This is a genomic window from Xenorhabdus griffiniae (assembly GCF_001028135.1).
Taxonomy (GTDB): Bacteria; Pseudomonadota; Gammaproteobacteria; order Enterobacterales; family Enterobacteriaceae; genus Xenorhabdus; species Xenorhabdus bakwenae.
In genome coordinates, this window is the sequence record NZ_LDNM01000179.1 from 1 (window position 1) to 6,367 (window position 6,367).

Here is a 6,367-nt window from a genome sequence, read left to right on the forward strand (position 1 = left end):
ATCAGGGTCATGGGCGAGCAATGAGAAGAGAAATAAGGCTAATTAGATCACGTTATTAACCCTCATTCAATGGTCATGCTTCCAATGGTTAGATTGCTTAGAGAAAGTAGTATTCACGCTCAATAAACGTTCCTATCACTTTATCGTGTATTTCTTCGGATTTGGAATAGCCTATCGTTTTTCGATTCAGCCTTTTTATACGAATACGCAGGGTGAGATTGGTTCTTTCTATACGTTGGGTAAATTTCTTTCCCGTGAGGTGTTTTTCCTCAGGTAGGCAATCGTAAACCGCATAATCATCCGTACAGTAGAACTGAATGTTAAAAGGAGACAGGAGTGCCAGCAGTTTTTTCAGCGTGTTCCGGCTACGATCACCAAAAACATGTGCCACTACCCGATTCAGGTTGGGTTCCCAGGCATACCAGAGCCAACGCTAATTTCGCTTGTTATCGACAAATGACCACTGTTCGTCTATTTTACAGATAATCTGAATATCACCCCCTGCAAGCGGCAGCGTAGTTATGTTTCTGGGAGAGAGTTTTTTAGTGTGCGAATGACCGTGTTAATGCCGACCTTCAGGACGCGAGCGGTATCCCTGACACCGGCGTTATTCATGGCCATATCAATAATCTGGTCTTTCATGCCGGGCTGACAGGCTTGATAAGTATAAGTCAGTTGAAAGGTTTTACGGCAAGCATAACAGTGATAACGCGGATGCCCAGTGCGCCCTTTTCCATGCCCTTTAACCTCTTCAGTTTTGTGACAGTACCGACAAACCACATCAACTTTAGCCATATCTCATCCATAACAAAAAGTAGGGAGTTTATCATATTATCTAATCATTGGGAGCATGACCCATTCAATAGGTGTTAAAAAGTATGCTCGCGCCCTGGGAGTTCCCGAGCCTCTAGATTTTATAAAGTAATAGAAAAACTTGTCGATGCGAACTATCGAGTTATTGCATTTGATATGCCGGGACATGTGAGTCTGAAGGTAATGGGGCGACTATCTTAGACGTAAACTTTATTCTAAAAGAGCTACAGAATAAGTTTGGCCCATTTGAAGCAATTGTTTGCCATTCATTGGGGGCTCTTTTCAGTTTCTATGCACTTAAAAATGGGCTTTTTGCTAAAAAAATAATCTCAATCTCTAGTGTATGTGAGTTCAAGTATGCTACTTATAGAGCAGCATCATTTGTTAATTTAAAATATAAAACTATCAATGCATTATATAGTAAGCTCGAGAAAATTTTCAGGTCAAAGACTATATGGACTGATTTTTCAGCTGATAATAAAATCGATGATGTAGGTTCAAAAATTATAATTATTCATGATAGATTTGATGATTATGTAGACTATTCTCAATCTAAAAAAATAAACGATGCTGTTAAAGATTCAAAGATGATATCTACAGAAGGCTTAGGTCATTTTAAGATTTTATCAGAAGACAGTGTTGTAAAACATATATTAATAGAAATTAATGATTCAGATATAAAAGATAGATTGTCACTAATGTTTTCAGGAAATTAAATATCAATCATAACCCGAATTCTGCTTAAGCCATCATTGGAACATCTTCTTCTAAGTAGAAAACTTTCAGTGATGGTTTCTTCAATTTAAGGCAGTAAGCAATCAGTCCACCTAAAACGGTCAACATAAATCCTCTTAGACTTCGGTGACGCGAATGCTCTATCTGAGAAATCAATTTTAATTGCCCATTAATCGTTTCAATAATAAAACGCTTTTTTAACATTATCTTATCCCACTCAGCTTGCATGCACGCTTTCATGTTGCGCCGTTTTTTCGTGATGAAAGTGACATCGGTTTTGGCTAAATCGTCCGCCAATTCCTGGCTGAGATAACCTTTGTCACCGTAAAGAGAACCTATTAATTCTTTTGATAATTCACGAACAGGTTCCCGATCATCCACATTTCCCGCAGTCACTTTAAGCGCTAGAATTTCCCCCTGATGATTGACAACCAAGTGTAATTTGAAACCGTAAAACCAACCCATTGAATTTTTTCCGCGCTTTGCTATCCCCGCAAAGACCTTATGTCGAGGGATGCGAATGTTATGGCAGACACTCAAACGGGTGGAATCAATAAAAGCAATGCCTGTGGGTTTCCCTTTTAATTGAGTCAGATAGCTGCATAGTGGCACCAGAACGGAAGGAGCCACACTGACAAAGCGAGGATAGCTGAGCAAGGTTGGAAAATCCTTATGGTGATATTTCCAAATATGCTCTAGATAAAAATGTTTTAAATCACGGTAATGCGACATATGAAAAAGGATCAAAAGGGTCATGATTTCACTGGGATACATATGACCTTGTCGGCGGCGTAAACGATGCCCGCTATCGAGACAAAATTGTTCCCATTGAGGGATGAAAAAACGGCAAAAATCATCGACATCACAGAAAACTTCAACTAACTTGTCCATAGCCTGTTCCACCTCGGAGCGGTTTTTGGTGTGCACCAAAACTTTGCTCCCGGAACAGGCTTCTCGTCAATTTCTTATCCAGAATTCGGGTAATCATAGGTTACAAAATTCTCATATGTTGGTAAACACTTTTATACTGAGGACTCCCTTCATGAATTTAATAGCTGATTTATGTAACAGGAATTAGTGTAAGATTCGGGCCAATGTTTTCATTACACAGGACAAACGGGTCTAAACTAACCAATGGCTTTTTTAAGACACGTTTGCTCATTTCAGTACGTTATTAACCCGAATTATGTATAAGAAATTGACGAGAAGCCTGTTCCGGGAGCAAAGTTTTGGTGCACACCAAAAACCGCTCCGAGGTGGAACAGGCTATGGACAAGTTAGTTGAAGTTTTCTGTGATGTCGATGATTTTTGCCGTTTTTTCATCCCTCAATGGGAACAATTTTGTCTCGATAGCGGGCATCGTTTACGCCGCCGACAAGGTCATATGTATCCCAGTGAAATCATGACCCTTTTGATCCTTTTTCATATGTCGCATTACCGTGATTTTAAAAACTTTTATCTGGAGCATATTTGGCAATACCACCACAACTTCCCCACTTTGCTCAGTTATGTGGCAAAACAGGCAATGCCTGCTTTACCTTTGACGGATATCTGTGCGCCAGAGTGAACGCAAGTTGAGGTATTGCGGGGTATCGGTTGAGTACGCGGTACTGCCGCCTGCATGAGCAGGTCATCCCCACCGGCAAAAAGCCAGCCTCGATATCGTCAAGTTCTCCTTTTTCAATCTATAAAATGCAGTGTCAGATTCACTATGTGGTGAAGCAGGCGTGAGCCTGTCAGGGTTACGTGGTTCTTTGGCTGCGGCGTCACTTTCAGCGGTAAACCGGCAAAAAGTGACGCCTTAAGATCCGTAATCGATCAGCCGAAGTGGTACAGCGTTGAAATGCCTACAGGCACAGCAAAACGCCGCAAGGTTAAATGTCAAACGGTAGTCATATTAATGATTAGCTGTAGAAAATTGTCTGTTGAATAATTCAAACAGGGATAGATAAAAGTATGAATGGATACGCAAAAGCCATCCCGTTGTTCATTGAAGATAAAAGAAAATAGGATTTATGTTGATTTGAAAAGTCAGTGTATGAATCCACGGTCAATACACTTCGGTGGCAATATAAAAACACCTTTTGGGCGTACTTTTAGTTTAAGAGACCTTCATTGCCAGACGAGGGGTTAGGTGTCCTGACAATATCTGCTTCCAAAGGTGGGCAGATGTACCGCAATGTTTGCTCTCCCTTGCAGGCTACGGGAGTTTAGGTTCGCCACCCGAAGGTGATCCTGACAGGCGATGGATCGTTTTGTAGAAAAAGATATTAACGGTTAGTCAGGGAGGAGTCAAACTGCTGCTGTTCCTGTCAGCCTGATTTTTGCCTGAATTTCCGCGCAACTTCCGCAAATCCCCCTATATTCCGCCAAAATCAGACAAAAATTGGATTTAATTGGTTAATTAATTTCACTGATGAATATGTACAATAAACAACCTTAACTCACCGGGTGCCATTTTAATTCAGCACAATGCCGATCCCTGATTGATAAAACGTAAGTGAAATTCAATGAAAAACAACAAGGAATTGCTGTACCTGCAAGAACGCGCTTACCTGCGAGAGCTGGCTGAGCACATCGCGAAAGCGTCGCCGCATCTGGCTGAATTTCTGGTTTCCTCTCATGACCCCGATATTGTCCGTGTTTTCGACGCCTTTGCGTTTTTGATTGCCAATCTGCGGGACAAGCTGGAGGATGATTTTCCCGAAATTGTTCACGGCATGCTCTCCCGTATCTGGCCGTTAGCCCTGTACTTATGGAATGCCGAGAGTCTTCACTGGAAGTGGAGTCAAAGCCTTAACCTCACTGAATCATTTTCGTCATGTTAATGATGCCGATACCGTAACGAGCGTGCCATTTGATACCAATATGGATAACTGGTTATTTGAAGCTTATGGGCCACTAGGAACTATTTTTGGCTTTGGCTGGACCTTGGCCACAATGCCGACCATTCCAATACAAAAACATCTCCCCGAGATTGGTGAAGTATATTATCACCAAGGAAATACCGTGAGCTTCTTTCAGGCGAGGCAAATCGGTGAAGAAAGAATTGAAAGTAAGAATGGAATCGGTTATGTAGGTAAAAAAGCCTGGCGCATGAATGGCACCTATAAGTTTTATTTAGTTCCGAGCATAGCTAATTCGTTAGATAAAGGACTAGAGAATGAACAACAGAAATATGTGAACTCATTAAAGGGAGATAAGTCTGTTATCGATGAAATATTCCCACAATGGAATAATCCTGATTTAGATACGATTATGACGATGGCAACAGACCACTTTATGGGCAGTAAATATCAAGCCATTATAAATAATCAATTGCTCAGTTTCTTAGAGCCAACGAAGACGCCTAAGCTAATAGTTTCAAAAGGGAAATTTGATGAATTAATACATCATCAAGATGCCTCTCCACTGAATGCAAAACGTAACACTACTTTTATGGCACTCGAAAATAAACTGCACGATATTTTTCAACAAGATGTTAACCAAGATGAATTATTGAAACACGCTCTTGAGCGATATAAGGAAGGCTCTAATGAAATCTCTATGCAATAAAAGCGTATTATCCTCCCTACTTGCTGTGTTTTTCATACAAGGATGTGCGAAAAGCGAATCATTTTCTCCCCCAGTTAATGGAGAGAATATTCATGTAATGGCAACGATTCCTGATGAGTTGGATGCCTTACCCATTTCAGCCATGTATCGTTCTGAAATTTGCCGCAAAGAACGCCGAACCGCGAATATGAAATCGTATTCTGTTCCGGGTTTTCATGGTACCACCTACCCTCTATCAATCGGTCAGTCAAATCAAGTTGAGGTCAGTGTCCCTAAGGAGGGAGGAGGGAAGTGTGATTGGAAACTGAGTAATATTACTGTCGAAGTAAAGCTGAAAGATACGTCAAAAATTGATCCTCTTATTAACAAAAACTTTGGATTTAAAACGACATTTGTTATTGATGGTAATGCACCACAAGAATTTGATGGCGGTTATTTAAAAATAAACGGGGATTTACATGAAAAAATAATTTTATTTCCCCTTTTAACAAAACTCTTTTTAAATGGTAAGGAGTTTTCATTTGACCTTATAGGGAAACACGATCCGTTAACGTATAAAACAGGAACAGCTAAAAACATTAACATAAATTACATGCATATGAAACAAATGCTTTCAGTTTGGACTGATAGAAAGAACAATGACAGGCCATTTATGACATATCCTAATGGCGATATTGTTTATGGCGAGGTTAGACCTGAATATAAAAAGTTAATGGGCATTATTGAATCAAGAAACAGCAAACAGACTAAAATGTAGTCATTCAGACTTAATCTGACAGTTGCCCACTGTGATTGAGTGTCTGTCAGGTTAAATAAACTGCACAATTTTTTTAAACAAGATGTTAACCAAGATGAATTATTGAAACGCGCTCTTGAGCGATACAAGGAAAACACCCATGAAATCTCTATGCAATAAAAGCGTATTATCCTCCCTACTTGCTGTGTTTTTCATACAAGGATGTGCGCAAAGCGGATCATTCTCTCCCCCGATTAATGGAGAGGATGTTCATTTTATGGCAACTATTCCTGATGAGTTGGATGCCTTACCCATTTCAGCCATGTATCGTTCTAAAATTTGCCGCAAAGAACGCCGAACCGCGAATATGAAGTCGTATTCTGTTCCGGGTTTTCATCATGCTACTTATCCTCTATCAATCGGTCAGTCAAATCAAGTTGAGGTCAGTGTCCCTAAGGAGGGGGCAGGGCGCGAGCATACTTTTAACGCCTATTGAATGAACAGTAATTACGTGATCTAATTATTCT

General features: G+C 40.3%; 6 protein-coding genes and 2 pseudogenes. 6 read left to right on the forward strand and 2 right to left on the reverse strand.

Translation table 11 applies throughout. The features are described 5' to 3' along the window. Window positions 1-97: 97 nt before the first annotated feature. Window positions 98-795, reverse strand: a pseudogene (locus AAY47_RS21510) (IS1 family transposase). Window positions 796-1,082: 287 nt separating this feature from the next. Between AAY47_RS21510 and AAY47_RS19460 the strand changes: the two are divergent. Further along, window positions 1,083-1,529: a hypothetical protein gene (locus AAY47_RS19460; RefSeq protein ID WP_047772017.1), complete on the forward strand. Its 447-nt coding sequence runs from the start codon at window positions 1,083-1,085 to the stop codon at window positions 1,527-1,529. 25 nt (window positions 1,530-1,554) lie between these two features. Here the strand turns inward: AAY47_RS19460 and AAY47_RS19465 are convergent, their stop codons facing one another. Next, a complete protein-coding gene (locus AAY47_RS19465; protein ID WP_047772018.1) occupies window positions 1,555-2,439 on the reverse strand; it encodes an IS982 family transposase in 885 nt (294 codons plus the stop codon). Window positions 2,440-2,816: 377 nt separating this feature from the next. Here AAY47_RS19465 and AAY47_RS21515 point away from each other — a divergent pair. The 5 genes and pseudogenes from AAY47_RS21515 to AAY47_RS23000 form a co-directional block, all read left to right on the forward strand. Next, window positions 2,817-3,107: pseudogene (locus tag AAY47_RS21515) on the forward strand (IS982 family transposase); the annotation flags it as partial. 952 nt (window positions 3,108-4,059) lie between these two features. Next, the gene (locus tag AAY47_RS21105; RefSeq protein ID WP_083446692.1) at window positions 4,060-4,377 is read left to right on the forward strand and encodes a type VI secretion system baseplate subunit TssF; all 318 of its coding nucleotides are present in this window, start codon (window positions 4,060-4,062) and stop codon (window positions 4,375-4,377) included. 40 nt (window positions 4,378-4,417) lie between these two features. Further along, a complete protein-coding gene (locus tag AAY47_RS19480; RefSeq protein WP_235428424.1) occupies window positions 4,418-5,104 on the forward strand; it encodes a hypothetical protein in 687 nt (228 codons plus the stop codon). Further along, on the forward strand, window positions 5,085-5,861 hold the full coding sequence (locus AAY47_RS19485) for a hypothetical protein (RefSeq protein ID WP_047772021.1): 777 nt from the start codon (window positions 5,085-5,087) through the stop codon (window positions 5,859-5,861). The genes AAY47_RS19480 and AAY47_RS19485 overlap by 20 nt, the downstream gene beginning before the upstream one ends. A gap of 256 nt (window positions 5,862-6,117) precedes the next feature. After that, window positions 6,118-6,336: a hypothetical protein gene (locus AAY47_RS23000; RefSeq protein ID WP_235428425.1), complete on the forward strand. Its 219-nt coding sequence runs from the start codon at window positions 6,118-6,120 to the stop codon at window positions 6,334-6,336. Window positions 6,337-6,367 lie beyond the last annotated feature (31 nt).